This window comes from Butyricicoccus sp. OF10-2, assembly GCF_003481925.1.
In the GTDB taxonomy this organism is placed as follows: Bacteria; Bacillota; Clostridia; order Oscillospirales; family Butyricicoccaceae; genus Agathobaculum; species Agathobaculum butyriciproducens.
Genome location: NZ_QUMC01000018.1, coordinates 32,740 through 58,548, shown reverse-complemented (window position 1 = coordinate 58,548; position 25,809 = coordinate 32,740). Strand labels below are relative to the sequence as shown.

25 protein-coding genes, 1 tRNA gene and 1 pseudogene are annotated in these 25,809 nt (G+C 56.1%); 10 read left to right on the top strand and 17 right to left on the bottom strand.

Annotation, left to right across the window (positions count from 1 at the left end; translation table 11 throughout):
• Window positions 1-18: 18 nt before the first annotated feature.
• Both DXB00_RS16395 and DXB00_RS10330 read right to left on the bottom strand, forming a co-directional pair.
• Window positions 19-165 (bottom strand): hypothetical protein, encoded by a 147-nt coding sequence (locus DXB00_RS16395; RefSeq protein WP_158581301.1) that lies wholly within the window; start codon window positions 163-165, stop codon window positions 19-21.
• On the bottom strand, window positions 162-791 hold the full coding sequence (locus DXB00_RS10330; RefSeq protein ID WP_119214867.1) for a hypothetical protein: 630 nt from the start codon (window positions 789-791) through the stop codon (window positions 162-164). Before DXB00_RS10330 ends, DXB00_RS16395 begins: the two co-directional genes overlap by 4 nt.
• 174 nt (window positions 792-965) lie before the next feature.
• On the opposite strand from DXB00_RS10330, the gene DXB00_RS10325 reads away from it, so the two are divergent.
• The 6 genes from DXB00_RS10325 to DXB00_RS10300 all read left to right on the top strand — a co-directional run bounded on the left by DXB00_RS10325 (window position 966) and on the right by DXB00_RS10300 (window position 5,172).
• Entirely contained in the window at window positions 966-1,478 is a 513-nt protein-coding gene (locus DXB00_RS10325) for a YqeG family HAD IIIA-type phosphatase (RefSeq protein WP_119214866.1), read from the top strand.
• Window positions 1,471-2,331, top strand: a complete 861-nt coding sequence (locus tag DXB00_RS10320) for a TIM barrel protein (RefSeq protein ID WP_118286170.1) — start codon at window positions 1,471-1,473, stop codon at window positions 2,329-2,331. The genes DXB00_RS10325 and DXB00_RS10320 overlap by 8 nt, the downstream gene beginning before the upstream one ends.
• A 60-nt stretch (window positions 2,332-2,391) precedes the next feature.
• Window positions 2,392-2,826, top strand: coding sequence for a type II 3-dehydroquinate dehydratase (gene aroQ, locus DXB00_RS10315; RefSeq protein ID WP_119214865.1), 435 nt, complete (start codon window positions 2,392-2,394; stop codon window positions 2,824-2,826).
• Between the two features lie 19 nt (window positions 2,827-2,845).
• A complete protein-coding gene (locus DXB00_RS10310; protein ID WP_119214864.1) occupies window positions 2,846-3,910 on the top strand; it encodes an aminopeptidase P family protein in 1,065 nt (354 codons plus the stop codon).
• A 188-nt stretch (window positions 3,911-4,098) separates the two neighbouring features.
• Window positions 4,099-4,761: a response regulator transcription factor gene (locus DXB00_RS10305; protein ID WP_158578371.1), complete on the top strand. Its 663-nt coding sequence runs from the start codon at window positions 4,099-4,101 to the stop codon at window positions 4,759-4,761.
• Between the two features lie 192 nt (window positions 4,762-4,953).
• Window positions 4,954-5,172: a hypothetical protein gene (locus DXB00_RS10300; protein ID WP_118730136.1), complete on the top strand. Its 219-nt coding sequence runs from the start codon at window positions 4,954-4,956 to the stop codon at window positions 5,170-5,172.
• A 135-nt stretch (window positions 5,173-5,307) separates the two neighbouring features.
• On the opposite strand, the gene DXB00_RS10295 is transcribed toward DXB00_RS10300, so the two are convergent.
• Both DXB00_RS10295 and DXB00_RS10290 read right to left on the bottom strand, forming a co-directional pair.
• Window positions 5,308-5,384 (bottom strand) — tRNA-Arg (locus DXB00_RS10295).
• A gap of 222 nt (window positions 5,385-5,606) precedes the next feature.
• Entirely contained in the window at window positions 5,607-6,974 is a 1,368-nt protein-coding gene (locus DXB00_RS10290; RefSeq protein WP_119214863.1) for a TrpB-like pyridoxal phosphate-dependent enzyme, read from the bottom strand.
• Window positions 6,975-7,523: 549 nt separating this feature from the next.
• On the opposite strand from DXB00_RS10290, the gene DXB00_RS10285 reads away from it, so the two are divergent.
• The 3 genes from DXB00_RS10285 (at window position 7,524) to DXB00_RS10275 (ending at window position 9,859) form a co-directional block, all read left to right on the top strand.
• Window positions 7,524-8,003 (top strand): leucine-rich repeat protein, encoded by a 480-nt coding sequence (locus DXB00_RS10285; RefSeq protein WP_119214862.1) that lies wholly within the window; start codon window positions 7,524-7,526, stop codon window positions 8,001-8,003.
• Window positions 7,993-8,490, top strand: coding sequence for a hypothetical protein (locus DXB00_RS10280; protein WP_119214861.1), 498 nt, complete (start codon window positions 7,993-7,995; stop codon window positions 8,488-8,490). The genes DXB00_RS10285 and DXB00_RS10280 overlap by 11 nt, the downstream gene beginning before the upstream one ends.
• Window positions 8,491-8,572: 82 nt before the next feature.
• Window positions 8,573-9,859 carry a vWA domain-containing protein gene (locus tag DXB00_RS10275; protein ID WP_118730138.1) on the top strand — a complete coding sequence of 429 codons (1,287 nt, stop codon included), beginning with the start codon at window positions 8,573-8,575 and terminating at the stop codon, window positions 9,857-9,859.
• Window positions 9,860-10,124: 265 nt separating this feature from the next.
• Here DXB00_RS10275 and DXB00_RS17280 read toward each other — a convergent pair whose 3' ends face one another.
• Window positions 10,125-11,303, bottom strand: a complete 1,179-nt coding sequence (locus tag DXB00_RS17280) for an ATP-binding protein (RefSeq protein ID WP_243107203.1) — start codon at window positions 11,301-11,303, stop codon at window positions 10,125-10,127.
• Window positions 11,258-13,300, bottom strand: a complete 2,043-nt coding sequence (locus tag DXB00_RS17275; RefSeq protein WP_243107202.1) for a diguanylate cyclase domain-containing protein — start codon at window positions 13,298-13,300, stop codon at window positions 11,258-11,260. Before DXB00_RS17275 ends, DXB00_RS17280 begins: the two co-directional genes overlap by 46 nt.
• A 203-nt stretch (window positions 13,301-13,503) precedes the next feature.
• Here DXB00_RS17275 and DXB00_RS10265 point away from each other — a divergent pair, with 203 nt between their 5' ends.
• On the top strand, window positions 13,504-14,460 hold the full coding sequence (locus DXB00_RS10265) for a ketopantoate reductase family protein (RefSeq protein WP_118730140.1): 957 nt from the start codon (window positions 13,504-13,506) through the stop codon (window positions 14,458-14,460).
• 97 nt (window positions 14,461-14,557) lie between these two features.
• Here DXB00_RS10265 and DXB00_RS17740 read toward each other — a convergent pair whose 3' ends face one another.
• From DXB00_RS17740 to cas5c, 11 genes and pseudogenes are all read right to left on the bottom strand, one after another.
• On the bottom strand, window positions 14,558-15,517 hold the full coding sequence (locus tag DXB00_RS17740; RefSeq protein WP_305143100.1) for a xanthine dehydrogenase family protein molybdopterin-binding subunit: 960 nt from the start codon (window positions 15,515-15,517) through the stop codon (window positions 14,558-14,560).
• Window positions 15,448-17,346, bottom strand: a complete 1,899-nt coding sequence (locus DXB00_RS10255; RefSeq protein WP_119214859.1) for a molybdopterin cofactor-binding domain-containing protein — start codon at window positions 17,344-17,346, stop codon at window positions 15,448-15,450. The genes DXB00_RS17740 and DXB00_RS10255 overlap by 70 nt, the downstream gene beginning before the upstream one ends.
• A gap of 20 nt (window positions 17,347-17,366) precedes the next feature.
• The gene (locus tag DXB00_RS10250) at window positions 17,367-18,845 is read right to left on the bottom strand and encodes a sodium:solute symporter family protein (RefSeq protein WP_158581299.1); all 1,479 of its coding nucleotides are present in this window, start codon (window positions 18,843-18,845) and stop codon (window positions 17,367-17,369) included.
• Window positions 18,846-18,926: 81 nt separating this feature from the next.
• On the bottom strand, window positions 18,927-19,196 hold the full coding sequence (locus DXB00_RS10245; RefSeq protein ID WP_119214858.1) for a hypothetical protein: 270 nt from the start codon (window positions 19,194-19,196) through the stop codon (window positions 18,927-18,929).
• Between the two features lie 46 nt (window positions 19,197-19,242).
• Window positions 19,243-19,917: a cysteine hydrolase family protein gene (locus DXB00_RS10240; RefSeq protein ID WP_119214857.1), complete on the bottom strand. Its 675-nt coding sequence runs from the start codon at window positions 19,915-19,917 to the stop codon at window positions 19,243-19,245.
• A 581-nt stretch (window positions 19,918-20,498) separates the two neighbouring features.
• Window positions 20,499-20,789 carry a CRISPR-associated endonuclease Cas2 gene (gene cas2 / locus DXB00_RS10235; RefSeq protein WP_117751873.1) on the bottom strand — a complete coding sequence of 97 codons (291 nt, stop codon included), beginning with the start codon at window positions 20,787-20,789 and terminating at the stop codon, window positions 20,499-20,501.
• A gap of 10 nt (window positions 20,790-20,799) precedes the next feature.
• Window positions 20,800-21,830: pseudogene (gene cas1c, locus DXB00_RS10230) on the bottom strand (type I-C CRISPR-associated endonuclease Cas1c).
• A complete protein-coding gene (gene cas4 / locus DXB00_RS10225; RefSeq protein ID WP_243107201.1) occupies window positions 21,827-22,441 on the bottom strand; it encodes a CRISPR-associated protein Cas4 in 615 nt (204 codons plus the stop codon). The pseudogene cas1c and the gene cas4 overlap by 4 nt, the downstream one beginning before the upstream one ends.
• A gap of 35 nt (window positions 22,442-22,476) precedes the next feature.
• Window positions 22,477-23,364, bottom strand: coding sequence for a type I-C CRISPR-associated protein Cas7/Csd2 (gene cas7c / locus DXB00_RS10220; RefSeq protein WP_119214855.1), 888 nt, complete (start codon window positions 23,362-23,364; stop codon window positions 22,477-22,479).
• Complete coding sequence (gene cas8c, locus DXB00_RS10215; RefSeq protein ID WP_118730148.1) at window positions 23,365-25,095, bottom strand: type I-C CRISPR-associated protein Cas8c/Csd1; 1,731 nt, start codon at window positions 25,093-25,095, stop codon at window positions 23,365-23,367.
• Window positions 25,092-25,754 (bottom strand): type I-C CRISPR-associated protein Cas5c, encoded by a 663-nt coding sequence (cas5c, locus tag DXB00_RS10210; protein WP_118730149.1) that lies wholly within the window; start codon window positions 25,752-25,754, stop codon window positions 25,092-25,094. The genes cas8c and cas5c overlap by 4 nt, the downstream gene beginning before the upstream one ends.
• Window positions 25,755-25,809 lie beyond the last annotated feature (55 nt).

Sequence of the window (25,809 nt, the reverse complement as noted above, 5' to 3'; positions counted from 1 at the left end):
TAATTGTGCAGTGTTGCCTTACGCCTGCGGCTTCAGCAGTCCTGCCGCATCCGGAAACAGCGCGAACACGTTCTGCACGCCGCAGCCTGCCAGCTGCGCCAGCTTGGCTGCCAGCGTGGAATCATCGTCGTACAGGACAAAGTGTGCCTGTCCGTCTGCATTCATGTAGGTGAAGTATTTCGCGCACAGTTCGCGCGAAAAGAACGGCTGTGCGCCGGTCTGCGCGAGCAGCGCGGCTCTTGCTGCGGCACTGAGCGAAACGCCGTTCGGCGTGGGTGACGGCAGGGTGAAATCCTGCGAAACCGGCTGCAGAAATGCGGCAATTCGCGCCGCGCCGTAAATGCCTGCAGGGAGGAAATGTACTCGGTCAGACTGCCGCCCGAAATCGCAGTGGAGACCGTGAGTATCGCGTGCGACAGCGTGCGTCCGCACTCGAGCGGCACATACAGCGGAATATCCGCATCGTACAGTGCTTCGTCGAATGCGGCCAGCAGGCGGCGGTTCAGCGGCGTGTCGTGTTCAAAATCCGCGAACACGCCGGGCGCTTCCGTACGCCGCGCTTCGAAAACCAGATCGGCGGCAATGCGCTCTGCGCTGCAGAAGTTGATAGCCTGCGGCGGGTCGGTCACGCCGAGCAGGCAGTGCCGCTGCACCGCGGACACCTTGAGCCGCTGCAGCGCTCCGGACGGTGAAATACCAAGGCAAAGCTGCAAAACCGGCATGCCGAGCGAAGCGGCTTTCGTTGTGTCGCGTCCGGTGCATACCAGAATAAGATTTTTCGTGTAGACCATAATCGTCAACTCCTTGATGATAGAAATACGTTGGAACGGCCCGCGGTCCGTTCCTCCTGTCGGCAAAACTGTAGTTTTGCAACAGCTTCTTTTCTGGACTTTTTGAATAAATTCCATTACACTATATGTAGCATTACGCTAAATTAGAATACGGGTATTAACAGGAGTGTATGAATGAGCAAACTGATTCCCGATTATGTATTTGATTCGATTTACGATATTACGCCGGAGGTGCTGACTGCCCACGGCGTACGCGGCGTGCTGGTCGATCTGGACGGCACAATGGCGTCCCACAAGGCTGCTTTGCCGCCCGATACGCTGCACCTCTTTGTCGATCGGCTGAAGGATGCCGGCATTGCTGTGCTGGTGTTCTCCAACAACCATCCCGAGCGGGTAGGGAAGTTCTGCGAGCCGCTCGGTGTGGGCTATATCAGCCATGCCGGAAAGCCGTTTTCGCGCGGCTTCCGCAAGGCGGCAAACCGGCTTGGCCTGTCCATGCGCGAGATTGCCGTCATCGGCGACCAGATTTTCACCGACGTGTTCGGCGGCAACCGCGCGGGCGCGCTGACCTGCTATGTCGAAACGCTCGACCGTCGGTTCTTCTGGATCAATGTGCGCTATCAGCTTGAGCGCGGTTTTATCGTGCGCGGACGGCGCAGAATGGAGGCGAGAGCACATCATGGCTGAGCCGAAATTCGGTCCTGCGGGCAACTCGGAGTCGTTTGCCGCCGCAGGCTTCAAGAAAAGCGAGGATGCGCCTGCATGGCTCGCACAGATGGGACTGACCGCGTTTGAGTATCAGTGCGGACGCGGCGTACGCTGCGGCGAGGAGACCGCACTCAAAATCGGTGCGGCAGCTGAGCAGCACGGCATTCAGATGAGCATTCATGCGCCGTATTTCATCAATCTCTCGTCCGAGGAGAGTGAGCGCATGGAGAAAAACGTCGGCTATGTGCTGGAGACCGCGCGGCTGGCTGTGCCGCTTGGCGCAACACGCATGGTCGTGCACTGCGGCGGTCAGGGCAAGCTGACCCGTGACCGCGCTATGCGCAACTCGCACGAAAACGTAAAAAATATTCTGCGTGCGCTGGATGAGGCCCACCTGACCGGCTGCACGGTCTGTCTGGAAACCATGGGCAAAAAGAGCGTGCTCGGCACCGCCGAGGAGGTCTGCGAGCTGGTGGCTGCCGATGACCGCCTGCTGCCGTGCATCGACTTCGGTCATCTCAACTGCCGCACGGGCGGCCATATGAACACCCGAGAGGAAGTGAGAGCGCTGTTCGATCTGATGGAAAATACCATCGGTCACGAGCGCACGGCTAAACTGCACGCCCACTTCTCTCATATCGAGTATAACGATAAGGGCGAGGTGCGCCATTTGACGTTCGCGGATACGGTATACGGTCCGGATTTCACGCCGGTCGCGGAGGAAACCGCCGCACGCGGCTACGCACCGACGTTTATCTGCGAATCCGCCGGAACGCAGGCGGAGGACGCACTCGCCATGAAGCAGTGCTTTATGGCTCAGGCAGAAAAGTAAAAAGTAGGACATTTGCCCTACAGAGACGCTTTGTAGAACTATGCAAAGGGGTATAAACGTATGAAAAAGGTATTATTGATCCACGGTCCTAACCTGAACCTGACCGGTCAGCGCGAACCGGGCATTTATGGTTCGGACACGCTGGCATCCATCAACGCGGAGGTTGTACAGAAGTGCGAACGGCTGGGGATGGAATGCGCGGTATTCCAGTCCAACTCCGAGGGTGCGCTGATCGACCGCATTCACGCGGCTCGTGAGGACTGCGATGCGATCATTATGAACGCCGGTGCGTACACGCACTACAGCTACGCCATCCGCGATGCGATTGCGGCTGTGCGCCTGCCCTGCGTGGAGGTACATATGTCCAATGTGCACGCGCGCGAGGAATTCCGCCACAAGTCGGTCATCGGACCGGTGTGTGCGGGCGTCATTGCAGGCTTTGGCAAGCACAGCTATCTGCTCGCCGTAGATGCGGTAAAATCCATCATCGGCTAATATTTAAGAGGCGATTACTATGAAAAGAAACGAACTGCGTGCCATGCTGCTCGAGCAGCCGTATGATGCGCTGGTGCTGACCAGCGAGATCAGCCGCCGCTACGCTACGGGCTTTCACTCGACGGCAGGCGCGGTGTACCTGTCGGCTAAACAGGCGGTATTCTTCACGGATTTCCGTTATGTCGAAGCGGCACACGCGGCCATCAAGGATTTTGAGGTGCGCGAGATCAAGGCGGGGCAGAGTTATTCTGCGCTCATCAATGAGCTGCTCGACGAGGACGGCGCAAAAAAGGTCGCTCTCGAGGACAAAACGCTTACCTATGCGGAGTTCATGTCCTGGGGCACGGCGCTGCACGCGACAGCTGTCCGTCTCGAGGATGGTGTGGAGCAGCTGCGCATGTGCAAGGAAGAGGACGAGGTTGAGAAGATCGTTGCGGCACAGCGAATCGCCGAGCAGGCGCTTGAGGAGGTGCTGAACGACATCAAGGTCGGCGTGACCGAGAAGGAGATCGCGGCACGGCTGACCTACCTCATGCTGCACTACGGTGCGGAGAACATGTCGTTTGACCCGATCGTCGTTTCGGGCGCGAACAGCTCCAAGCCGCATGGCGTACCGGGTGAAAAGACCATCGAAGCGGGCGATTTCGTGACGATGGACTTCGGCTGCATTTACGACGGCTACTGCTCGGATATGACGCGCACGGTCGCGGTCGGTCATGTCACCGACGAGATGCAGACCGTGTACGACACGGTGCTGAACGCACAGCTTGCAGGCATTGCCGCCTGCAAGGCCGGTGTGACCGGTCGGGACGTCGATGCGGCAGGCCGTAAGATTATCGAGGCGGCAGGCTACGGTGATGCCTTCGGTCACGGCTTCGGCCACGGTGTAGGACTGGAGATCCACGAGGCTCCGGTTGCCTCTCCGCGCGGAGAAGCGCCGCTGCCGGCAGGCAGTATCGTCACCGCAGAGCCGGGAATTTATTTGCCGGGCAGGTTCGGCGTGCGTATTGAGGATATGCTGTATGTCATCGAGGACGGCTGCATCGATCTGACCGATGCACCCAAGCAGCTTATCGTTCTGTAAATTGTGAAAAAGGGAGAAAACGCTGTTTTCTCCCTTTTTATATTCCGTGAATGTTGAAAATCGGTTGCCGCATCGCTTGACGGCAGCTTGATGAAAAAGAATCAATTTAACAATTTATCCATAAGCTATACACAAAAAATCCACACAAGTTCGGCACAATGGTTACACCGATAGGAGGAGATGTTCTCATGCGTATTTTGTTAATCAATGCAGAGCAGGACGAGCGCCTGTTCGCCACTTTCAAGCATGAACATATTCTGTATGATCAGCAGCCGGAGAGCGACACGCTTGATATTTCGGAGAATATATATGATGTAATCGTGTACAATGCCACTAAGCTGGATGAGAAGACCATCGACGCGGTGCACTCCCTGCGCGAAAGCGGTGATATGACACCGTTGCTCGTCATGGCAGGTCACACGACCGCGCGGGCGCGTATCCGTATTCTGAATGCGGGTGCGGACAATGTACTCATGCGTCCGTGCCAGAGCGATGAGATTCTGGCGCATGTCAATGCACTGGCACGTCGGCCAAGAATGATGCAGAGTGAAATCCTGACCGCCGGCGATCTGACGCTCGACCGCGGCCGTTGTGTGCTGTCGAGCAATGACGGCGAAGTCCGTCTGTCCGGCAAGGAGCTGCAGCTTGTAGAGATGTTCCTGCGGGAACCGGGACAGGTGCTGCCGCGTGAAATGCTGCACCAGAAGGTCTGGGGAGCAGGCAGGGACGCGACCTACAATAACATCGAGGTTTATTTGACACTTGTGCGCCGCAAGCTGCGTGCGGTCGGCTCGAAGGCCGAGCTGATCTCCGAGCGAGGCATCGGATATTATCTGCAGGAAGCAGAATAAGGGAAGGGGCGTACTTTCATGGTACGTCCTTTTATTTTTCTTTCCTTTTTGAACTTCTGCCGTTCCCTTACTTCCTGATCTGGTGCAGACCAGAGACCGGCGACAGCTCCGAAAAGGGGAACGACTGAGGTCAAAACGTCTTCGGATGGAGGATGGGATGTTTCTGCTGAGATATTTGGTACAGGCATTGAAATGTGGATCCGTAGCCAAGGTACATTTGAAGAATATAGAAAAATTCGACAGGGTTACGAGATCGACAACCGCAAAATCTTCGGTGAGTACGCCGAAGATGTGATTGGTGTCAAAGAACGTGCAGGTGTCAAGCACAACACGATATACGAGAAGTTACATAAAGAAAAAGAGATGATGGAAGCAAAAAATGCTTCAGCCATCTCTTTTTTAGGTTTGTAAAGAAGAAACGATTCATTTGGATAAATTACAGTGTTCAAAATCATCTGCCATACCGGTCATGGTATTGCGGCGTTGCCTTAAATGTATCAGAAAATAAGAAAAACCGGTTATTTCAAACGAAATAACCGGTTGATCTGGTACGCCAGAAGGGATTCGAACCCCCGACCTTTTGGTTCGTAGCCAAACACTCTATCCAGCTGAGCTACTGGCGCATACACGATCTATTTTCTTTTGCTGTCGGCGTTTCGCTTTGTCGCTCTCGCTGACTGCCTTATTATAATATCATGGGTGGGACCTAATGTCAACAATTATTTTCAGATTTTTTGAAAGTTTTTTCGGAAACCTGTTTTCGGCAAACAAAGCCGCCTGTGGGGGAACAGGCGGCTATATACAGCAGAGAAGTTGGAGGTCTGCCATATACCTTATATTGCGTTTTATTCCTGCGGCGGAATGGTATCGAAGCCGACCTGCAGCTCTTCATCGGTGGGAACGTGGTTGCGCATGGTGCCGTTATGATATGCCTCGTATGCTGCCATATCAAAGTAGCCGGTACCGGTCAGACCGAACAGGATGGTCTTAGCTTCGCCGGTCTCCTTGCACTTGAGCGCTTCGTCGATTGCGGCGCGGATGGCGTGGCTGGACTCCGGCGCCGGAAGAATGGTCTCCACCTTGGCAAACTGAACCGCTGCGTCGAATACATCGGTCTGCTTGACCGAAACCGCCTCCATATAACCGTCGTGGTACAGCTTGGAGAGGATCGGGCTCATGCCGTGGTAGCGCAGGCCGCCTGCGTGGTTGGGCGCGGGCATGAAGCCGTTGCCGAGCGTGTACATGCGGGCCAGCGGCGTAACGTGGCCGGTATCGCAGAAATCGTAAACGTACTTGCCGCGCGTGAAGGACGGGCAGGACGCAGGCTCAACCGCAATGATGCGCGGGTCAGCCTTGCCGAGCAGTTTATCCTGCATGAACGGGGAGATCAGGCCGCCGAGGTTGGAGCCGCCGCCGGCACAGCCGATCACGATATCCGGATACTCGTCGAGCATCTCCATAGCCTGCTTGCTCTCCAGACCGATGATGGACTGGTGCAGCAACACCTGATTGAGCACGGAGCCGAGTACATAGCGGTAGCCCTCGTGTGTAGTAGCCACTTCAACGGCCTCAGAAATCGCACAGCCGAGTGAGCCGCCGGTGGTCGGATCGTGTGCCAGAATAGCGCGGCCTGCCTCGGTCGTATTGGACGGAGACGGCGTTACATTTGCGTCAAAGGTTTGCATGATGGCCTTGCGGAACGGCTTCTGCTCGTAGGAGACCTTAACCATGAATACCTTCAAATCCAGTCCGAAATATGCGCATGCCTCGGAGAGTGCAGTACCCCACTGACCGGCACCGGTTTCGGTGGTAAGACCCTTGAGACCCTGCTCCTTGGCATAGTACGCCTGCGCGATCGCGGAATTCAGCTTGTGGCTGCCGGAGGTGTTGTTACCCTCAAACTTGTAGTAAATCTTAGCCGGGGTGTCCAGCGCTTTCTCCAGATTGTACGCGCGGCACAGCGGAGACGGACGGTACAGCTTATACATATCGAGCACCGGCTCGGGAATATCAATGTAGCGGGTGTCGTTGTCCAGCTCCTGGTGCGCCAGCTTTTGGCAGAAGATGGGGTACAGCGCTTCTTCCGGCAGCGGCTGATGCGTGCCCGGATGAATCAGCGGGTCCGGCTTTTCCTTCATGTCCGCCCGCAGGTTGTACCACTGCTTGGGCATCTGGTCTTCGGTCAAATAAAGTCTGTGGGGGATCTTAGCCATGGTGATTGCTCCTTTGCAAATTTCAGATAGAGTGGAGAGATGGTGAATATCTTCATTCACCACTCTCAACTCGGTTTTACAAAATAAAAAACTCCTGTCCCAGATTTCTCTTGGGACAGGAGCGAATACGCTCTTGCGGTACCACCCAGATTGACGCAAACTGCGTCCACTCTGCTCACACATCAAACAATGCGCGCTCCCCTGATAACGGGCGGAGTCCCCGTCGCAGTTACTTGGCCGAAGCCGTTCGCCTTGCCCTGCTGAAGTCCATTCACACGGTCCTTGCCTGCCGCAATCACACCGCCTGCGGCTCTCTTGGAGGTTTGGTCTCCCTGCTACTCGTCTTCGTCATTGGTTTGTGTTGGTTTACTTGGTATGGTCACAGTATATTCGCAAAACAGAGGATTGTCAAGCGTAATTTGCGAAAAACAATATATTATTTCTGATATAAATTATTATCATGAGAATGAAGGCCGCAGTATCGTCTTTTTCTGCACACTGTGCTATAATGGGTAGCAGAATGAAAAAGCAGAAAGGACATGAGTGCAAATGCGGGTGATCGAGGGCGAAAACGAACTGCGGCTGACCTGTTCGCGGAGTGCGAGCGGCGGCATTGCGCTTTTGCGGTGCGAAACGCAGGACGATATTGTGCGTCTGCCGGATGAGATAGACGGTGTGCCTGTTACCGAGGTCGGCGCGTATGTACTCAGCGAGCGGGCCCCCGATCTGACAGGCAAGGACACGTTCGCTGTCCGTATCACCTGCGGCGGCACGGAGCCGAAGCACAATGCGGCGGCTATCCGCACGGTTACGCTCCCAAAGGACGCGAAAAGCGTCGGAAGCTACGCGTTTTACAACTGCCGCAGTCTCGAACGTATCGAACTGACCGGATCGGTGAGCGAGTTCGGCGGTGGTGCGCTGATGAACTGCATGAGCCTGCGCGAAGTCATCCTGCACGCCGCACCGCCCGCGCCGACCTGCCTGCCAGCTGCTCGGCGAGTACGCCGGAGAACTCGATGTGCGGTTTGATGAGCACGCGCGGCTGCTGTTCCCCGAGTACGTCGAGGAACTGGAGGATCTCAGTCCGGCGCATATTTTTCAGCGGCGCATTCACGGTGCAGGATACAGCTACCGCCAGTGCTTTGACGGCGGTGTGCTGAATTTTCGGCAGTATGATGCTGCCCTGAGCGAACTGCTCGAGCGGCACGATTTTTCGGTCGCGGCACGCGTAGCCGTGCGGCGGCTTGCCGTACCGTTTGTGCTCTCGGATGCCGCAAAAGCGGAATATCTCGCGGTTTTACGCACACACGGCGGCAATCTGGCGCAGTCCTGCGCCAAGGCAGGCGAGACCGCTGCCTTGACCTTCCTGCTGTCGCTCGGTGTGCTCTCTGCCGCCGATGTGGATGCCGCGTGCACGTCTGCCCGCGAAGCAGAGCAGACGGCAGCGCTGTCCGTTCTGCTGTCAGCCGCCGGCAAAACGCAGTCCAAGGGACGCGCCAAATCGTTTGAATTATGATATAAATATATAGAAGTTATCAATAAATCCGTAGCGCACCCCGCCCTACGATGCAAGATGAACCTGTGAGGTGATGTTTTCTATGTCGCAGTCCTCCCGCTGGACTTCTATCGGGCGCGAAATCCTGTTTTCCGCCCGCACCGAACTGTACATGAACCTGCCGTTCCTCGATTCCGCGCTGGCGGCGCTGCCTGCGGCAGACGGTTACGATACACCCACGCTCGCTACCGACACGCGCGTGCTGTTTTTCAGCGGTGCCTGGCTGGCGCAGCAGTACGAGCGCTCCCGCGCGAACGTCAACCGCGCCTATCTGCACACGCTGTTCCACTGTCTGCTGCGCCATCCCGGCAAGACACGCGGACGCGATGCCGACTTGTGGGATCTTTCGTGCGATATTGCGGTCGAAAGCATGCTGGATTCACTGGATTACCGCTGCCTGCAGGCGGAAAAGGTGTCAGTTCGGCGGCAGAATATCTACCGCGAACTGCAGGACGAGCTGCCGGTCCTGACGGCTGAGGCGGTCTATCGCCACTTTCGCCGCACGCGGCTGAATTCGTACGACTGTGCCACGCTCACGCGCGTGTTTGCGACAGACGAGCACACGCTGTGGTACAAGGAGGACGACGATCAGCAGGAGCGCCGCTGGCAGCAGCAGGCCGAGCGCACGCAGACCGCGATGGAGACGGTTTTCGCGAACAAGGCGGAAGGCGGTCAGGCTGTGCGGGAGCAGCTTGCCGTTTCCACCCGCAAAACGACTGATTTCCGCGCGTTCCTGCGCCGGTTTGCCGCTCTGCGGGAGGAGGTCTCGGTGGATGCGGATTCGTTCGACTACGGCTACTACGCCTACGGGTTGCGTCATTTCGGAAATATGCCGCTTATCGAGCCGTTAGAAACGCGGGAGGTGCGGAAAATCGAGGATTTCGTCATCGCTATCGATACCTCGATGTCCACCTCCGGTGAACTCGTGCGCGCGTTCCTCAGCCGCACCTATGAGCTTTTGCAGGAGAACACCAGCTTTTTCCGGCATTTCAACCTGCGTATTCTGCAGTGCGACGATCAGCTGCGCTCGGACAAAAAGGTGACAAATGCGCGGGAACTCGCGGAATATATGGAGCATTTTGAACTGATCGGTCAGTCTGCGACCGATTTTCGTCCGGTTTTCGAGCACGTTGACCGCTTAAACGCCGAAGGCGCGTTCCGCCATCTGCGCGGCCTGCTGTACTTCACGGACGGACTCGGCATTTACCCGAAAAAACGTCCGAAGTACGATGCGGCATTCGTCATGCTCGAAGGCGAAGCCTATCCGGATAAGGTGCCGTCATGGGGGATTCGGGCGGTAATCAGCGAGGATGCGTTAGCCGTAGAATGAAAGTAGAATGAAAAAGGACGCTTTACGCGTCCTTTGAGGCTGTCGCGAAACTACAGTTTCGCCGACAAGCAGGAACGGACCGTGGGCCGTTCCAAAGTCGTCCGAAAGTTCCTATACAGAAACTTTCTCCCTCCAGAAGTTTAAAAAGGGTGATACATGCTCCCCTTTTTTGAGCATTTGCAGAGCAAATGCTATTTCATGCGCGCTGCCGCGCGAAATGCTGAAAAATGCTGACTATATGACTTTTCGACAGACTGAGGACGCTTTACGCGTCCTTTTTTGCAGATCGGTTATTTTTCACCCATTCGGCAATCGTCTGCTTGACCTTCTTTATCTGCAGCGGCTTTGCCAGATGGGCATTCATGCCTGCGGCGAGGCACTTCTGTGCATCCTCGTAAAAGGCATTTGCGGTCATGGCGATGATGGGCAGCGTTTTCGCGTCCGGGCGGTTGAGCGAGCGAATGGTCTTCGCAGCGTCAATGCCGTTCATCACAGGCATCATTATATCCATGAGAACCGCGTCGAAGGTGTCCGGCGGATTGTTCTGCACGATTTCCACAGCCTGTTTGCCGTCCGTGACGACGGTTACGGTTGCTCCCTCGTCGGTCAGCAGGATCTGTGCGATTTCGGCGTTGAGGGCATTGTCCTCGACGAGCAGCAGCCTGCAGCCTGCAATGCTGATATCCGGCGCGGCATGTGCGTCCGGTGTCTGCTCGGGAGACGGTGCAATTTCAAACGGCAGGGTGATCACGAAGGTGGAGCCGACGCCAAGCTGACTCGTGACCGCAATCGAGCCGCCCATCCGGTCGACAAGCTCCTTGGTGATGGTCATGCCGAGACCGGTGCCGTGATAATAGCTGCGCGCGTCCTGCTTTTCCTGCGTGAACGGTTCAAAAATATGGTCAACAAAGTCCGGACTCATGCCGATACCCGTATCCGAAATCGTCCAGCGGTAGATGCATTTGCCGTCCTGTTCACCGAGCGAGTCCGTACGGGTGGTGATTTTACCGCCGGGACGGTTGTATTTAATGCAGTTGCTGTAAATATTGAGGAAAATCTGCCGCAGATGCAGCGGACTGCCGTAAATATACGGGTACGGAATGATGCATTTGTCCTTTTCGTACTCCCACTCAATGCCGGCTTCTTCGGCGCGGCCGACGATAATGGTAATGATATCGCGGGTCAGCTCCACCAGACTGATGCGCTCATGCGTGAGGACTGTCGTGCCCTCCTCCAGCTTGCTCATCTGCAGCACATCGTTGATGAGCGACAGCAGGTGATTGGCGGAAATCTGCATTTTTTTGTGATTTTCCAGCAGCAGCGCCTTGTCATCAAAGTGGGTTTCGTCCACCTGCAGCAGACCGATAATGCCGTTGAGCGGTGTGCGGATATCGTGACTCATGCGCGAGAGAAATTCGGTTTTGGTGCGGTTCGCAATGCGCATTTCATCGAGGCGGCCTGCAGACGGGCGTTCTCCTGCTCGTCGCGGGCGTGCATCTGCGAGGTATCCTGCAGCAGGATAATCGCCGTGACCATCGGTGTTTCGGCATTGATTTCCGGATCAAACACGGTGGTCTGTGTCATCAGCACGGTTTTCTGTACCCAGCGGATAGCGCCGTCATCCTCCTGCACGCAGTACTCCACCGTGATGTGTTTTTCACCGGCGGCAAAGCGCTTGAGCAGACGGGCACTGGTATCTGCCGTGCGGTAGCTGCCGAGTGTTGCCGGTGTGACGCGCTTGCGGTACTCGTCGCAGTAGTCGCGGTAGGCGCAGGGAAGCGGGTAGTCGAGGAACAGCGCCCGGTCCGAATCGCTCTTGCCGGCAGGTGAAATGTTGCGCTCGAGGGTGTCGCGCGTGAGGTTTACCGTGTAGATTGTGCCTGCCATATCGAGCAGCGCGTCCACATAGCTGTCGTTCTCAAGGATAGACTGCTTTAGCTGCTCGTAGTACAGCGTCAGCTGCTCCTTCGGGTCGATGGCTTGGTCGGCGTTCAGCCGAATGGTCTCGAATGCGAGGATGAAATGATGCAGCCTGCCGTTTTTGTCCCAGTCAATCGGAAGAACGGTCAAACGGCTGTAGCGGCTTTCCTCGGCCGCGTTGTACTGCAGTTCGAGGGTATCCTCTGCGCTGTGCAGGTCGCGCTGCAGCACGTCAAGCTGCAGCGCAGAACGGACGCGGCTGCGCTCGCTTTTAGCAGCCTGTTCCTCGGCAATCTGCTCAACGGCGCCGGTGTAGCTGCCGTCCGATGCCAGAAAAAAGTTTTCGCACGCGCGGATAGTGCGGTAGGTGTCCAGACGCGCATCGCAGTACAGGCAGTCGGAAAAGCTGCGGTGCAGGCGGTTGACCTGCTTCAACAGCTGAAAATCCAGCCGCTTTTCGGCGGCGGCTTCCTCGCGCTTGACGTGGTTTTTGTTGATGTACATGTTTTTGTCCGCAAAGTCAAACAGATCGCGCATATTGCTGTCCGGGTTGTCCGATGCAAGCGCAAAGCCGACTGCATAGCTGAGCGGCATATCCGGGTGGTGTTGGGACTCCTCCGCGAGCTGTTTACGGACATGGGAGAGCAATTTCTGCAGCGCATCGGCATCCAGTCCGTGCGTTACCGCGAGAAACTCATCGCCGCCTGTGCGGCCAACAAAATGCTCCTCGGGCATGGCCGCACGCAGCGCGACCGCAAACCGTCGGATGTATGCGTCACCGGTCTCATGGCCCATGCTGTTGTTGATGCGGCGCAGATTATTCAGGTCAAAGCTGCACACACCGGTTTCGGGTGCAGGCGGCGTCGGATCGTCGAGCAGCTCCTCGCACCTGTTCTTGTTGGGGAGACCGGTCGCGGCATCCAGATAGACCTTATGCTGCAGAGCGCGGTTCATCGCAGCCGTGCGCAGCGCCTGAAACAGCTGGTAGCCGATCAGCAGCATGAGCACAACGATATCCGCTGTGATGTACTTCTCCAGAGCGGAAAGCGAGGTTGCCTTGCGCTGTGAGTACGCCTCTGCCAGACCGGTCGCGTCGTCGCAGATGCCGAAAAAGGTTTCGCTGATGGGAATGATGTCCGTGTTATTTGAGCCGACTGCGCGCACGCGGCCGATCTCCTGCTTGAGTGCTTGAAAATAGTCATCCAGCTCCTGCATTTTGCTTTGGAAGGCGTCATCGTTCAGCCGCACGAGGCTGAGCTCGTCGCTGCCGAAGCGCAGTCCGTCGATAAACGCGTCAATATCTGCGATCATGCCGTCCTGCGGCTGACCGGAGATTTCCAGCTTGACGATACGCTGGGTCTTGCCGCGCACGAGTCCGGCGTAGTTGATGATACGCGCGGTGCCCTGAATACCGGAAACGAGGTTCATCATCCAGACAATCAATATAGCCAGCACGACTGCCAGCGCGCCAATGGCGGCGTTGACGATGCCGGTGCTTTTCTTTTTGGGGTTGCCAGCCATGTGCAATGACCTCCTTGCAGGCTGTCGAATTTTGTCGAACAAATTAGACGGGTGAGAATATATAAAATCATTATATCGTGAAAAGGGAACAGATGCAATGACAGAAGCGGAGAATCACGCGCTTCACAGAGATATCCACAGACTTGTGGATACATTGCCGATTTTGTGCTATAATGCAGAAAAAGCAATCGGAGGAACAGAGGATGAAGCTGCGTTATATGATTATCGGTGCCGGTGGCGTTGGCGGACCGGTAGGCGCGTATTTGAGCAAATCCGGTGCGGATACCACGCTTATTGCACGCGGAAAGCATCTTGCGGTCCTGCAGGAGCACGGCTTGACGCTTGTATCCGGAGAAAATGAGCGCGAGAGCATTCCAGTCAAGGCAATCGACATGGACGGCTTTCTTGCCGCGAGGGAGCAGGGCGCTCCCGCGCCGGATGTGATTTTCGTGTGTGTCAAGGGATACTCTCTTGCGGATACCGTGCCGTTCATCCGCAAGGCAGCAGGCAGGGACGCGGTAGTTATTCCGGTGCTCAACATCTACGGCACGGGCCGTGCCCTGCAGGCGGAGCTGCCTGAGCTGCTCGTCACGGACGGCTGCATCTACATTTCGGCCAACAGGATTGCGCCGGGCGTCATTCAGAAGCACGGTGCGATCTGCCGTATCGTGTACGGACTGCCGAGCCACAAGACCGATCATCCGGTGCTGCAGCAGGTCGAGACTGACCTCAAAAACGCCGGAATCGACCCGGTTTATTCTCCGTATGTCGAGCGCGACACGCTGCTCAAATTTGCGTATGTGTCGCCGAATGCGGCCTGCGGACAGTATTATCACGCGAAAGCTGCGGAAATGCAGCATCCGGGCGAGGTGCGCGACAGCTTTGTACGCCTGATGAAAGAGGTCGTTGCGCTGGCGGACAAGATGGGTATTCCACTGGAGAACAGGCCGGGGGAGCTGGTCGAGCGCAACCTGCGCATTCTGGACGCACTTGCACCGACTGCGTCTACCTCTATGCAGCGCGATATGGAAGCCGGCAAGCAGTCCGAGGTGGATGGTCTGATTTATCAGGTTGTGCGTCTGGCAGAGCAGTACGGCGTGGACGTGCCGGAGTACCGCAAAATCGCAGAGGCGGTAAAAAAACAGACGGAAAATAAGTGAAAACGGCAAAGACCCGGAATCTTCTGAAGAAAGATTCCGGGTCTTTGCGCTATGGGTGGTGATGCTGTTTCGACTGTCATTGTCAACAATGACAATTTTACTGAACACCGTCCGATGGACGGTGACATTCGCAATCCTTCTTGAGCGCCTGAAGCTGCTGCTCCATGGTCGGCACCTCGCACTTGCCGGTGCGGATGGCCTCGAGCACGACCTCGGGCGACGCAGGAACCTTATTGATGCGCACGCCGATGGCACGCGACACGGCATTGATAATCGCCGGTGTGACGGGCACGGTCGCAACCTCGGAAATGCCCTTGGCACCGAACGGACCCTGCGGTTCCGGGTCCTCGATTAAAATAATCTCGTAATCCGGCGTATCCTCGGCACGCGGCAGACCCAGCTGGCGGTACAGCGTCTTGACCGGATAGCCGTTCCTTGTCGGATAACCCTCGGTCAGTGCGTAGCCCTGTCCCATCGAGCAGGAGCCGTGCATCTGTCCCTCGATGATATGCGGATTGATGGCGCGGCCGACATCGTGTGCCGCGATGATTTTGAGCAGACGAACCTTGCCGGTCTCCTTGTCCACCTCGACGATAGCGGCCTGCGTGGCATACGCATATGCCGGAAAGTTGCGGTATTTTGCACCGCGCTTTTTCGCGCCCTCAAAATCGCCGATGGCGAAGCACGGGTCGGATGCATAATAGTATTCCGCGCGGCGTTCCTCGCCCGGCCGCCACGGACGGCTGTCTAAATCCTGCTTGAGCTTGACGCACGCCTCATATACCGCACGGCCGCCGCACAGCGTCTGACGCTCGGAAACCGACTCGCCGGTCGGGATGGTCAGCTCGGTGTCGCCGTTGGTGATGTAAATATCCGCGATATCCATGCCGAGCGTTTCCGCCGCGATCTGCGTCATGGCTGTACGGAAGCCCTGTCCCATATCCGTGCCGGAAACGATCATATGCAGGCGGCCGTCGCCCTGCAGAATCAGCTTGCACGCGCCGTCATCGGTGAAAATACCCTTGCCGATGCCGACATTCTTAAATCCCGAGGCCATGCCCCATCCAAGCACCTTGCTGCCCTTGGGATACTGGCCTCGTACTCTTTGAGCGCTTTTTTCAGGCTTTTTTCGCATTGATTGATGGTATCCATCATACCCATGCTGTATTTGAGCACCTCACCGCCGACCGAGGTCGCACCCGGATAGACGGCATTGCGCCGGCGCAGTTCAAACGGGTCGATACCCAGCTTTTCCGCCATCATATCCATCGCGGTCTCAATCGAAATCGCCGCCTGATTGATGCCGTAGCCGCGAAACGCGCCGCCCTGCAGATTATTGTTGCGGATCGCCGAGCCTTCCACCTTGACATTGGGAATGATGTACGGGCCGCCGCTCATCAGCGCGCCGGTCATCAGCGTGCCGTAGCTTTCGCACTCGTACGGTCCGCCGTCTGAGAACATCCGGCAGTCCAGATACTGGAACTTGCCGTCCGGCGTAAAGCCGATCTCGTAATCCGTATGGTAGCCGTGGCGTTTGGTGGTGAGGATCAAATCCTCCTTGCGCGTCAGCGTAATCTTGACCGGCTTGCCGCAGGCATGAGCGGCAACAACCGCCGGTGCTTCGAGAAATGAGTCGCATTTTTTACCGAAGCCGCCGCCGAGCGGCGTGACGATAACGCGGATATCCTCCTCCGGCTTGTCCAGAATCTTTGCCAGCATACTGCGGATTTCAAACGGCGCCTGTGTGCAGGCATAGAGGATCGTTTTGCCGTCCTGCACCATGCCGATGGCCGAAACAGGCTCCATGCAGGCGTGCTCCTGCGGCTCAATATCCTTGGAGACGTTGAGCTTGACGATGTCCGTCCGCTGCTTTGCCTGCTCCACATCGCCGCTGACGCGGCCGGTGTGCACGATGAAGCTGTTTTTGCGGTAGCCGTCCGCCATGGTGTAGATACCGGGCAGCTCCTCATAGTCGATTTTAACCAGCTTGGCGGCCGCTCTCGCGTGCGCCGCCGTATCCGCGACAACCAGCGCGAGATGGTCACCGAGAAACCGCACCTCATCCGTGCAAAAGACCGGCTGCTCCGGCGTCCATGTGCCGACCTTATTCATGCCGGGCACGTCAGCCGCCGTCACGATGCGCACCACGCCTTCCGCCTGTTCGGCGGCGGAGTAGTCCACCGCGTTGATCTTTGCGTGCGGCGCCGGCGCCCAGACAAATGCACCGTGCAGCAGGGTATCCGCGCCGATGTCCTCCGCGGTGAGGTCGTCGCAGAATTTCAGTTTGCCGCCGGTCTTGTCCATGCCGTCCACATCCCAGACCGACTTACCGACCGCGGAACCGGTGATTTCGGGCACGACCTGATTTTCACCAACCACAATAACCGTGCTTTCATAGCTACGGAAGCTGTCAATATCCGGCTCTTCCCCGCGCAGCCGCGCCGCTGCCAGCTTGACCGCCTCGATAATCTTGACATAGCCGGTGCAGCGGCAGTAGTTGTTTTTCAGTCCGTCGCAGATTTCCGGCTCGGTCGGAGCCGGATGGTGCAGCAGCAGCGCCTTTGTCGCCATTACCATTCCCGGTGTGCAGAAGCCGCACTGCACGGCGCCGACATCAAGAAACGAGTGCTGAATTACCTGCAGCATGGTGTCGTTCGGTGCGTTTTCGATGGTCTCGACGGCTTTGCCGTCCAATCGGTGCATGAGCGTCACGCACGAGCGTGTCAGCCTGCCGTCCACCAGTACGCTGCACGCGCCGCAGTGACCGGTGCTGCAGGCTTCTTTTGTGCCCTTCATGCACTTTACATTGCGGAGATATTCGAGCAGGGTGCGGTTTTCACCGTCCTGTACTTCAATTTGTGTGCCATTGAGCGTAAATCGTATCATGGGATTTCGCCCTCCTGCCGTTACTTGATTTTTGCTTTGATGCGCATGAAGCGTCTGTGACCGGAGTCAAGCGCCTCGTAAAAGTCCTCGCTGTCCTTCGGGTCATCCTTTGTCAGCTTGGAGACCACATACATCAGCACGAACGCGGTCGCCAGACCAATCGTGCCGTACCACACATAGCCGAGATCCCAGACGAAGAAGGTCAGGCAGATGATGATCGCACCGACCGAAATCGAGGTGATAGCGGCTTTTCGGGTTGCCCACTTGCAATAAATGCCGAATACCAGTGCCGGGAACAGCGATTCGACCAGGGAGTCTGCGAAAATCATCAGATTGTAGACGTATTCCCAGTGCATGAGCGATACGGCGACTGTTACGGTACCGAACAGCAGAATCACCACGCGGATAACCGAGGTCTCGGAGGCCTTGAACCTGCAGTGGCCGATGCCGACGAGCAGATCCTTGTAGATGATAGAGGACATGACCATCAGCAGCGCATTTGCGGTGGACAGACCGACCGCCAGTACGCCGATGAGGAACACGATCATCAAAATCTGCGCGAGCAGACCGTGCGTGCCCGCGATGATGTTGCACATATACGGGATAACCAGTTCGGTCTCCGAGCTGGTCAGATTCGGCATGGCAGCCAGTGCTACCAGACCGATGAGCATTGTGCCGCCCCAGACAATGATCTGCAGGAACGGTGCAAGGAAAGCCATCTGACGCTGGTCCTTCAGACCCGCGCTGTAATAGCCCGAGCGCACAAAGACCTGCGGCAGCAGCAGCGTGTAGCCGAACGCGCACGCAAGCGGATAGCTGACGCGCGACGGATAGGTGCAGATACCGATCGGACCAGGGTAGGAGAACCAGTCCGGCGTCTGAACACGGACGGTCTGGAACGCCTCGATGATCGAGCCGTTGAATACGATCTTGAGCGTTACGAAAATAATTGCCCACAACGCCAGAATGAAGAACCAACCCTGTACAGCATCCGCCAGTGCGGTGGATTTTACACCGCCGAGCATGACGAATACCGTCATGATAATGCCGCAAATGAGCGTAAACGTCTGCGAGGATACCGCGCCGCCGGTGGCCACCTCAGCCGCGCGTCCGCCGGCTACCAGTACCGCCGAGATAAACGGCACGGCGCAGATAATGTAAACAATGTCGATGATAACGGTCAGCGCCTTGGACTTGTAGCGGCAGAAGAAGAAATCCGCCGGGGTGGTGAAGTGCTTCTGCTGGTTGACCAGCCATACCTTGGTCATCGTGAAGTAGCAGATGATCGGGAACATGGAGTAGATGCACATCTCCGAGAAGAAGTAGCCCAGTCCGTAGCGGTAATATGCGCCCGGGCCTGCGAAAAATACCCAGACGCTCATGCAGGAGGCGATATAGGTCATGACCATGACCGGCCACTTGAACCGGCCGCCCTGCAGATCGACCTTGCCAGCGTCACGTTTTTCCTTCCATGTGGTGTAGCGTGCGATAGCGATCAAAAATAGAAAATATGCTGCAAAAACGATCCATACCGTTTTGCCTGAAAGTAAACCCTGTGTTGTCATTTTCTCTGTTATCCTTTATTTGCCCGATTCTTTTTGCGTTTCGGAAGCGGCAGGCGTATTATTCTCAGCCGTTTCGTCCTGTTCCTCATCCTCAATCAGAGGATACTCCTTTTCGGTCAGCTTGCAGCCGATATACACGGACAGCACCGTGCCGACAAAGCTGATCAGACCGTGTATGATGCAGGCGGTCTCGCTGCCGTAGGGGGGAAATCCCGGGAAATTATAGAATACCCAGAAGAACAGCACAGACGCCAGCCAGATTTTCTCTGTTCTGCCGATTTTCATTTTGTGTCACCTTGTTTTCTTGTTTATATGTAATTTCAGGTATGCATTAGTCCTGAGAGCGCCACTCGTCAAGTAGCGCATCCGAATCCACGACAAGTCCCAGATGCAGCGAGATCATGCGCAGCGCAGGCTCTTCGAGGTGCTCGGAGCCGCGGGTCAGGTCGCGCGGCACGACGACGCGGAAATCGCGGTTTGCGGCATCGAAGGCGGTGTTGATGACGCAGCAGTCGGTCATGCAGCCGGTGAGCACCACGCGGCGGATGCCGAGGTTGCGCAGCAGCAGCTCCAGATCGGTCGGATAGAACGCGCTCAGGCGCTTTTTGGTCGTCACCATGTAGTCCTCGTCGTGTACGTCGATGGACATTCTGTTCCAGCGTGTGCCTTCGATGGCGTGCTCTGCGATGTTGGGAATCTCACCGACCGTAACCGGAAACACCATGCGCCACGCAGACGGAAACAGCTTTTCATCTGCGCCGCCCTTACGCAGCGTTGAGCGGACATGGATGATCGGCAGACCGAGCGAGCGTGCTTCGTTCATGAAATGATTGAGCGGTTCGATGATCTCGCGTCCTCGCGGAGACGGACATGGACAGTCCAGATCGGTTGACAGGTGTCCATCGTGCATATCGATCGTAATGACAGCCGTATCGCGGCGATTAAGGAAAACCTGCTGTAATTGCTCCGGAACCTCCTTTTCGATGCTGTCAAAGTATGCTTTCATTTGATTTTTCTCCTTCCCGGCAAAACGCCGCAGCAATCTGTGCGGCGCTGTCAATAGCGGTATTGGAGTTATTATAGCACATGTGTCATGACATGTGCAAATGTTTTGGTCGGGATGGGTGAAAGATTGTGAGGGATGGGGATCGGGGATGGTGGTGCGGCTATCTGTGTCGCTCCCGTGAAGGGAGCGACGCAAGGCGTATCTGCGGACATACTGCTGCATATTAAATTTCAATCCGCGCTCCCCGCGAAGAGAGCGACATCGAGAACACCAAGAAACCCGGTCTGCTCATCAAATTTCAATCCACGCTCCCGCGAAGGGAGCGACGTTGACGCTGTAGCTGCCGTCAAGCTAGTAGAAAAAATTTCAATCCACGCTCCCGCGAAGGGAGCGACAGCAAAAATCACCAAGACTATCCCAAATGATTTTTACAAAATAAACAATTACAATAACAGTTTTGCATAGATTCGTGCAAAACACAATTGCAAATTTGACATTCGATAAAACTATTGTATATAATCTATCGGAAATTACGGTGCGAAGCGCCGACGCTTTTCGGTTTGCTTGCACTTCGCACCGCCTTACACCATAAGCACGCCTTCCGGCTCATAGCCGCGTTTCGCACCAAAATGCTCAATCTTATTTTCATATTTGTTGCCGAGATAGTAAAATCGCAGACTGTCCAGTTCATCATCCATAATGGTGCACAGCTTCTGTTGCAGCATACGGCACTGAGCCGCGTCAATCAGGCATTCAAACACGGAATTCTGCACACGCTGTCCATAATTGACGCACTGCCTGGCAATCTGCCGCAGGCGTTTGCGCCCGGCGGCTGTTTCGGTGTTGACATCGTAAGTAATCACAACCAGCATATTCGACACCTCATTTCCACAAAAACGGTGGATAATCGTCCAGATCGCCGCGCAAATAGCGCGCCAGCAGCAGTGCCTGCGCGTAGGGCACCATACCCCAAGACAGCTTTTCCTCAAGGTACGGGTGACGAATTTCCTCGCGCTTTTTCTCCTGCCAGCCCTGTAAAAAGGTTTTGCGGGCGTTCTCTGAGAGATAAACCGCACCGTTCTCCTGCGCTTCAAAATCCTTCGCGGAAAACCTGCCGAGATTGACAGCCGAAAGCACAAAACGGTCTGCAAAGCACGGCCGCAGTTCTTCCATCAAATCGGCGGCAAGAGACTGCCGGCCCGGACGTCGGTGTGCAGAAAACCGACATAGCTGTCCAGTCCGACGGCTTCCAACGCAGCGGCGCAGTCGTTCGCCAGCAGGGAATAGGCGAACGACAGCAGTGCGTTGCACGGGTCGAGCGGCGGACGGCGCGAGCGTCCGGTGAACGAAAACACGTCTTTGTGGTTGAGAATCAACCGGTCGAATACATCGAAATAGATGGCCGCACCTGCGCCTTCCAGTCCGCGCAGAGAGCCTGAATCAGTCTCTGCCTGCACCTGCGGCAGCAGCGCTTTCAGCTTGGCGGAGGCGGCTTTGAGCGTTTCCGTGTCCACGCGCATGGCATGGTCGCGGCAGGTGCGCTCGATGCTCCAGCGCGCGTTGTAAATCTTGCCGAACACCATCATGCGGGCAATACGGCAGGCTTGTGGTGGGTCATCCGCCGTGCGGTACTGTGTGCGTCGAAGCAGTACATTACCGTTGCTCACGCCGCAGGTTCGTGCCAGGAATCGCCCTCTCGGCGTACAGAATGACAGACTCACATCGCGTTTTGCGCACGCGCCCATGAGCGCCGGAGACGCGCCTGCATAGCTGAAGCTGATAATTCCGGCGAGGGCATGGAGCGGAAATCGAGCCGTTACCTGCTTCTCGCGGTTGACGACAACATTTTCGCCATCGAGTGTCAGATAGGCGTCCTCGGAGGTGACAAACAGCGTGTTAAGCAGCTTTTTCATTCCTCCATCGCTCCTTTCAAGTAGCCGGAGACAGGTTTCGCCTTCATCAGCTCGGGCAAACACAATTCCTTGAGCGAGCAGGCCGAGCAGCCTTTCTGCGGTTTTACCTTAGGCGTGCAGCCGCGCCGCAGATAGTCGTGCATTTCGGCAAGGCTGTCGCGCACACGCTGCCGCAGTTCGTCTGTAAATTCGACAGGCGTCCGTCGGCGCGGTTCACCGTAGAACAGCGCACCGTCGGAAATCTGACAGCATAGCATTTCCTCAAGGCACATCGCCTGAGCGCACAGCTGCAGCTCGTCCGCGTCGTGCGGCTTGGGCTTGCCGCGCTTGTATTCGACCGGAAACGGCATCCACAGTCCGTCTCGTCCCTGCAGGGCAACGCCGTTTTCCGAGCGATGAAATTCCACCACATCGCATTCACCGGACACGCCAAGCACCGTCGAATGGATGCGCATGGCACGAACAATCAGCAGGTCGCCGCGGCTTTCTGTGCCGCCGCCGTGCGCTTTCTCGTGCAGAATCGAGCCGTCCACCGTGCGGTAATTCTCCGCCCACTGGTGCTCCACATGGATGAGCGCCCATTGCCGACGGCAGAATGCGAAATGCTGCAAACCGGAGAGCTGGAGGAAGTCCTCCTCGGCGTAGATTACCCCAGTACCTTGCAGGTCACGCCGGCCGGCAGGTTGGCTTCGTCAACCGTGATGGTGTAGTCCGTGTACGTACGCGGCGCAATCACGTCTTCGTTGTGCTCGGCATGAACCAGATCAAACAGCTTGTGCGAGGGTGCGTTGCCAAGCTCGGAATCATGCTTGAACACAATAAGCTGGCGTACAGCCATCTTGCCGCGAGCAGCCGAATGGTCGTTCTCGAACATGTTGATGATTGCCGTCCACAGCAGTTCAAGGTCAGCCTCCGAGAATCCGGTCGTCTTGCGGGCGAGATTTGCGGAAACATAGCCTTCCGCACGGTACAGACCGTAAGGCACGATGTACTTGCGGCCCATTTCGGTGCCCTTTTTCTCCGCGTCAGCCTCGGTGGTGATGGCAACACGGGTGATCGTGACTTCCTGCGGAACAATAGGATCCACACTGCGGGCAAAGCCAAGCTGCACCGGACCGCGCACCTGTCCGCAGTTGAGTGCACCCTTGACAAAGGTGGTCATAACCGCACCGAATGTGCGAATATCGTAGAAATTCTGGCACATAAAGTCGCGCAGCTTGCTGTCCAGCTGGTCGTCCTTCTTCTTTGCATCCTTGAGCTTGTCCGGCGCTATACCGACATAAGCGCAGGCTTCTGCATCGCTGCGGTTGAGCGGTACACCGTCCTTGACGTAAATGCGGTAGCCGGATTCGCCTTCCTTGGCCATTTCCACATAGTTGCGGATTTTGCGCTTGAGGCATACATCGGTCACCAGACCGTAGCCGGTTTCCGGGTCGATACGCGGCATGTTGCCCGCATCCGGATCGCCGTTCGGATTGCCGTTTTCCACGTCGAAAAAGATTACAAATTCATAGCGGTTTTTGATGGGTTCCATTTACTTGTCCTCCTTTTTAGTGTAACGCTTCTGCGTCTGATGGTAGTAACCGAGGTCAAATGAGCCTTGCTGCGGCAGGTTCAGCCGAGCGGGATACTCTTCGTGCAGAATATCCATGATCTGGCCGATTTGCTTATTAAAATAAATTTGCTGATCGATTCGCAGCTTACGCAGATGTTTCTGACAGAGCTTGTCAAGAATAGGGAAGATAGTCGCGGGGATAGACGAAGCGGAGTTGAAGTATTTATCCTTGATAGTGGTGTTGATGCCCGGATTTGCTGCCTGCTGTACGGCTTCGTATATCGAGAACAGCCGTCCGAGCGTATAGGGAATATTGGTGCTGGATTCATTCAGGCTCACAGTTAAAACCTCCTCGGGACAGTCCTTGTCCTTGTTTTTTAGGTAATATGCCTTGATAATTGCGGCACGCCGCCAGTTTATCTCAGAATCTGCGCGGATACGGAGCATAACACCGTTCAGCAGTGCAGCCGGATAGCGGTCATTGTTCCAGACGGCGCGGGCAGTCGCACCGGACATAACCGGACTCGGCTTTTTGTCGCGGGCACTCTGGTTGACGGTTTCGGCAAGCAGCTGCCACAGCGGCAGGAATCCGGTCGGCGCCTTCGCCGGACGCTTGATTTTCAGACGTTCATAGTGCGCGTTGACGTTCTTCATCAATTCACCAAACGTGTTTTTATAGAAGAATCGCACACTCAGACGCGCGGCATTCGGTGCCAGACCGAGAATGTAGAACGCACGTTCAGGATCAAGATTTAATTCCTGACACGGTTCGCTGTTTGCAAGGTGTTTGAGCGCAGCGGATAAGTCATTATCCGACCAGCTTTGCGTGTTATTGCCCATAAGGCAGCTGAAAAAATCAGTATACTGCGGTTCTGCAGTCTCCGCCCAGCAAACGACGGTGGTGTCACCGATGTACTGCGTATGCTCGCGGTCAGCCAGCAGGTGATTGAGAGCCGTCGTATAAGCAAATGCAGCGTGCTTACCAACAGGTGCGTTGTAGTTCTGCTCGTGACCGTAGGAACAGAAGGCGGGGGCGTTGAACGACACAAGTGCGGCGCCGCTGGACTGCGCATCACGCACACCCTTGATGGCAGGATGAACGGCGGCAATCTCATCCAGTTCGCCGGTGACAAGACATTGCTGTTTGGGTGCATCGGAGTCACCGTCGTAATGTGCCTGCCATGCAGCGCAGATGACCGGATCATCTGCCGGATACTGCCCATTCACATAAAATACCAGATTGGCACCGGCAATGAGTTTGTCGTAATCATCGACAAGAGCAGGGTGCTGTGCAGCTTCGGCAGGCTGCCATGTATCAAAGAAGGAGAGAATTGCGTGTGCGGCAGGAGAGTCCACATTGTCTAACAGCTTGCGGTGCAGCTCGGCGGCGGCGTGAAAGCATTGCAGACTGCGCTCCGGTTTGCCTTTTGCGTCTACGCCAAGCAGATATGCCGAATTATCCCACATAAAGTTGGACGTGACACCGGAAGAACGCTTGACTGCCGCCGGCAGACGAATATCCTCACGCGGACGGAGCACTTTCTTTTTGCCTGCCTCTGCTTCGTGCAGCAGCGGAATAACCTGGGCGAGTTCACCGTTTTCCCGCAGCTGGAGCGCATAACTGATTTTCGGTCTGCCCCAGCCGGGCGCATCAATTTCACCGCGGGCATTGAGGGCATCATAATATTGCGTCAGCGCCTGCAAAATCATTTGACCACCTCCGCACTGTGAATCGGGGGGACCTCTATGACACCGTCTACCAGCTTGGCGCGGAAGAACATCGGTGTGATATTGGCGGGATCGCTGTAATCCATGTCGAGCAGCATCCAGCCGAGATCGTGTTCACCGAGCAGTTCCTCCGGACAAGGCGGAAGTTGTTCACAAAGCTCAAACTTTACCGGAAATTCCCGTGTGCCGAAGTAGGGCATGCTGTAGCACTGTCCGCGGCGCAGACGGCGTTTCATAATGTCCTGAAACTTGCCGGGATTGTCAGTCGGCGCAGCCTTGTCGGTCATTTCAAAGTGCGCTTCAATGACATAGTGGACATCACGCAGTACCATTGCGGCACGCTGCTGAATGCTTTCCGACGCAGCGAGGTACAGCTCACCCTTGGGTTTTGCAATCCACGCCTTGACCGAACGCGCGTTAATGGTGTCCTTTACCTCGTTTCGGCGGATGTTGGTGAAGTGGATCGGCGCACAGACATGAATGCGGTCGATGATCCAGCGAAGACCGGGGTGCCAATAAATACTTTCCAGCAACCCGCGTGCCGCCGAGGGTGTCATGCAGTCATAGCTGACGCGTTCGGTCTTCATTTCGGGTCTGCTGAATAGAGCGTATGGACCGCTTACTTCAACTTGAATTGACATTGGTATATTTCCCTCCTTTACGAAGCATTGCCAAATATTTCCTGGTATCAACAGA

Coding starts and splice junctions, on each gene's coding strand:
- DXB00_RS16395 (WP_158581301.1), bottom strand. CDS start 165: ATGAATGCAGACGGACAGGCACACTTTGTCCTGTACGACGATGATTCC.
- DXB00_RS10330 (WP_119214867.1), bottom strand. CDS start 791: ATGGTCTACACGAAAAATCTTATTCTGGTATGCACCGGACGCGACACA.
- DXB00_RS10325 (WP_119214866.1), top strand. CDS start 966: ATGAGCAAACTGATTCCCGATTATGTATTTGATTCGATTTACGATATT.
- DXB00_RS10320 (WP_118286170.1), top strand. CDS start 1,471: ATGGCTGAGCCGAAATTCGGTCCTGCGGGCAACTCGGAGTCGTTTGCC.
- aroQ (WP_119214865.1), top strand. CDS start 2,392: ATGAAAAAGGTATTATTGATCCACGGTCCTAACCTGAACCTGACCGGT.
- DXB00_RS10310 (WP_119214864.1), top strand. CDS start 2,846: ATGAAAAGAAACGAACTGCGTGCCATGCTGCTCGAGCAGCCGTATGAT.
- DXB00_RS10305 (WP_158578371.1), top strand. CDS start 4,099: ATGCGTATTTTGTTAATCAATGCAGAGCAGGACGAGCGCCTGTTCGCC.
- DXB00_RS10300 (WP_118730136.1), top strand. CDS start 4,954: ATGTGGATCCGTAGCCAAGGTACATTTGAAGAATATAGAAAAATTCGA.
- DXB00_RS10290 (WP_119214863.1), bottom strand. CDS start 6,974: ATGGCTAAGATCCCCCACAGACTTTATTTGACCGAAGACCAGATGCCC.
- DXB00_RS10285 (WP_119214862.1), top strand. CDS start 7,524: ATGCGGGTGATCGAGGGCGAAAACGAACTGCGGCTGACCTGTTCGCGG.
- DXB00_RS10275 (WP_118730138.1), top strand. CDS start 8,573: ATGTCGCAGTCCTCCCGCTGGACTTCTATCGGGCGCGAAATCCTGTTT.
- DXB00_RS17280 (WP_243107203.1), bottom strand. CDS start 11,303: ATGCGCATTGCGAACCGCACCAAAACCGAATTTCTCTCGCGCATGAGT.
- DXB00_RS17275 (WP_243107202.1), bottom strand. CDS start 13,300: ATGGCTGGCAACCCCAAAAAGAAAAGCACCGGCATCGTCAACGCCGCC.
- DXB00_RS10265 (WP_118730140.1), top strand. CDS start 13,504: ATGAAGCTGCGTTATATGATTATCGGTGCCGGTGGCGTTGGCGGACCG.
- DXB00_RS17740 (WP_305143100.1), bottom strand. CDS start 15,517: ATGGCCTCGGGATTTAAGAATGTCGGCATCGGCAAGGGTATTTTCACC.
- DXB00_RS10255 (WP_119214859.1), bottom strand. CDS start 17,346: ATGATACGATTTACGCTCAATGGCACACAAATTGAAGTACAGGACGGT.
- DXB00_RS10245 (WP_119214858.1), bottom strand. CDS start 19,196: ATGAAAATCGGCAGAACAGAGAAAATCTGGCTGGCGTCTGTGCTGTTC.
- DXB00_RS10240 (WP_119214857.1), bottom strand. CDS start 19,917: ATGAAAGCATACTTTGACAGCATCGAAAAGGAGGTTCCGGAGCAATTA.
- cas2 (WP_117751873.1), bottom strand. CDS start 20,789: ATGCTGGTTGTGATTACTTACGATGTCAACACCGAAACAGCCGCCGGG.
- cas7c (WP_119214855.1), bottom strand. CDS start 23,364: ATGGAACCCATCAAAAACCGCTATGAATTTGTAATCTTTTTCGACGTG.
- cas8c (WP_118730148.1), bottom strand. CDS start 25,095: ATGATTTTGCAGGCGCTGACGCAATATTATGATGCCCTCAATGCCCGC.
- cas5c (WP_118730149.1), bottom strand. CDS start 25,754: ATGTCAATTCAAGTTGAAGTAAGCGGTCCATACGCTCTATTCAGCAGA.